This window comes from Mesorhizobium sp. M5C.F.Ca.IN.020.29.1.1 (assembly GCF_003997375.1).
Lineage (GTDB): Bacteria > Pseudomonadota > Alphaproteobacteria > Rhizobiales > Rhizobiaceae > Mesorhizobium > Mesorhizobium wenxiniae.
The window spans coordinates 1-2,492 of the sequence record NZ_RZSW01000719.1; the positions used below are offsets into that span (position 1 = coordinate 1).

Annotated in this window: 4 protein-coding genes; 2 read left to right on the plus strand and 2 right to left on the minus strand. The window is 60.2% G+C overall.

Going from position 1 to position 2,492, the window contains the following annotated elements; genetic code table 11:
- Together rlmJ and EOA85_RS32610 are read left to right on the plus strand one after the other, a co-directional pair.
- Window positions 1–343: 23S rRNA (adenine(2030)-N(6))-methyltransferase RlmJ (gene rlmJ, locus EOA85_RS32605; protein WP_127212461.1), on the plus strand; the 343-nt coding region annotated here is incomplete at its 5' end.
- A 131-nt stretch (window positions 344–474) separates the two neighbouring features.
- Window positions 475–927 carry a hypothetical protein gene (locus EOA85_RS32610; RefSeq protein ID WP_095519595.1) on the plus strand — a complete coding sequence of 151 codons (453 nt, stop codon included), beginning with the start codon at window positions 475–477 and terminating at the stop codon, window positions 925–927.
- On the opposite strand, the gene EOA85_RS32615 is transcribed toward EOA85_RS32610, so the two are convergent.
- Together EOA85_RS32615 and EOA85_RS38315 are read right to left on the minus strand one after the other, a co-directional pair.
- Window positions 897–1,238 (minus strand): transcriptional regulator, encoded by a 342-nt coding sequence (locus EOA85_RS32615; protein ID WP_029354350.1) that lies wholly within the window; start codon window positions 1,236–1,238, stop codon window positions 897–899. The genes EOA85_RS32610 and EOA85_RS32615 overlap by 31 nt on opposite strands.
- A 440-nt stretch (window positions 1,239–1,678) precedes the next feature.
- Window positions 1,679–2,170, minus strand: coding sequence for a hypothetical protein (locus EOA85_RS38315; protein WP_206523422.1), 492 nt, complete (start codon window positions 2,168–2,170; stop codon window positions 1,679–1,681).
- Window positions 2,171–2,492: the final 322 nt, after the last annotated feature.

Below are 2,492 nucleotides of genomic sequence, written 5' to 3' on the forward strand. Positions count from 1 at the left end.
GTTTGAGGAGGAGTGCGAGTTCGACCGCCTCGTCGATGGGCTGCGGAAAGCCCACAAGCGCTGGCCGGGCGGCATCTATGCGCTGTGGTATCCGGTCAAGGACCGCAAGGCGGTCATCGCCTTCCGGAAAGCGCTGGTGCAGTCAGGCGTCCCGAAGCTGCTCGACATCGGCTTCGAGATCAGGCCGCCATCGGCCGAGCCCAGCCTCGACGGCAGCGGCATGGTGGTGGTCAACCCGCCGTTCACGCTGGAGCGCGAGCTGCGCACGCTGCTGCCGGCCTTGCACAAATTGCTTGTCGTCGGAAAACCGGCGCACTGGACGCTGGAATGGCTGGCGGCGTAAGGCGGCAGAGGTATCCGCGCGCCTGAATTGGCTGAAGGCGATTTCAAACTAAGAAACCATCGTCTCTACAACCGCTTGACCGCGCGCAAGCGAATCCGCACAGTGCGCGCAGTCGACCATAAGAGGCTGCTATGACTCGCTTCGCCCAATCCGCACTTGCCGCACTGATCGCCCTTTGCACGCCGCTCGGCGCGTCCCTCGCCGTCACCCAGGCAGCAAAGGCGGCCGACCTTGCCGTCTATACCGAAGAAGACAGCGGCGTTTGCGGTGAGGCCTGGGTGCTGAACAAGATCACCAGCCGCTTCTCCTACCAGGTGCGCCACGTGCCGAATCTGCCCGATGTCGAGATCACCGATTTCCAGGGGATCCACCAGCACCGCTATCTGCCAGCCAATGAAACCTGGCCGATCGGCCGTCGCTATTGCGGCGCCACCGTCAGCCTGTCCGACGGCCACGCCCGCACCATCTGGTATCTGATCGAGGAAGGGCAGGGCTTTGCCTCGATCGGCGATAATGTCGAATTCTGCGTCGCGGGCTTCGACCGCTGGATGGTCTACAACGGCCGCTGCCGCGTCCTGCGCTGAACGCGTTTACCTGGCTGCTCCGCCTCATCGAGGATGGCGCGAAGGAAGGCGGCGTGACCGCGAAAGGCGCGCCGTCCGATTGATGTCGCCTTGACCCGCGTTTGCGGCCGGCGTCCGACAAACAGCTTTTCGACATCGACATATCCCGCCTTGGCAAGCGTATCGATATGCGCGCCGAGATTGCCGTCGGTGGCATTGACGATGGCCTTCAATCGGGTGAATTCCAGCGCTTCGCGCCTTTCCAGAGAATTCAGCGCCGCCATGATCATGAGCCGCACGCTCTGGTGGATGATTTCGTCGGCAGCCATCATTGGGCCTGCTATGGTGTCAGCGTTCAGTCTCACTGATCTGGGACAGCGCCGCTAGATCTTGCGCGAATGACATTACGCTTCCCCCGCAGACCAGAATACTCTGTCGGATCGAGTAATCTGTCAACTAGCAAAAAGGTTGCCTTCTCAAGCCCCAGACAAGGTCATGGCGCAGAACGAGCCGGGCTTTGCTTTTGTAGATTGTGTAGATCGTCTCGTTGGACAAGACGATGAGATCGATGAAGCAGCCCATCATGATGTTGCCGGTCGATGATCGACGAGCAAAACGCTTGCTAACCTTCAGCACTTTGTAGTGCGATTGGTTCCGGTTAAGCGCGCAGAATGTCTGTCGCAAACCTCGGCAAGCTCGAAGAGCAGCAGCGACATTTTGCGAAATCAGGACGAGCGTGTGTCGCCGGTAATCAAAATTTAAACTGAAAGAATCATGCTAATGCTTCGCTGGCTAGACAAGCGCGAGTCAGATATGCATTACGCGCCGGGTCATTAACGGCCGTCGGCACAACGAAGGGGCATGATATGGCTAAACAGTCATCCAAAGCGCCGGCATCCAAGTCTCCGGCAAAGAAGGCACCGGCAAAGAAAGCACCAGTAAAAGCTGTGGCGGAAAAGGCCGCAGCAGCTGTGAAGAAAGCAGCACCTGCTGCCAAGCCGAAGGCCGCCGAGGCCAAGGCAAAAGCAGCGCCGGCCAAGAAGCCGGCCGCGAAAGCCGCGGCAAAGCCGGCAGTGAAGAAAGCAGCACCAGCCAAGGCCAAAGCAGCACCAGCCAAGAAGCCGGCTGCAAAGGCCGCGGCGAAGCCGGCAGCGAAGAAAGCAGCACCTGCCAAGGCTGCACCGGCAAAGAAGGCTGCGCCGGCAAAGAAAGCGGCTGCAGCGAAGTCTTCGGTGGCAGTGAAGAAAGCAGCGCCGGCGGCCAAGCCGAAGGCGAAGGCAGCGCCCGCGAAGGCGAAAGCCAAAAAGTAATCGCGTTTCTTAGCTCGCGGAGGACAGTGCTGAAGACCGTTGAGGGCGGGTGCCGGACAGGCGCCTCGCTCGCAGGGTCAGTGCTCGGGCAAGAATAGAGGCGGAGGGAAGACACCTTTTCGCAACTCCCAGGACTTCGCCGTACGGCGAAGTCTGGTGGGGCATTTCTCTGGTGCCCGGAGAGAAATTCTCGGTGCAGGACCGGGTTGGCTAGGTTCGGATCTGTTTGACCTGTTCAGATCCTCTTGGGGTGCAACTGCCGTGCCGCTCATTGCC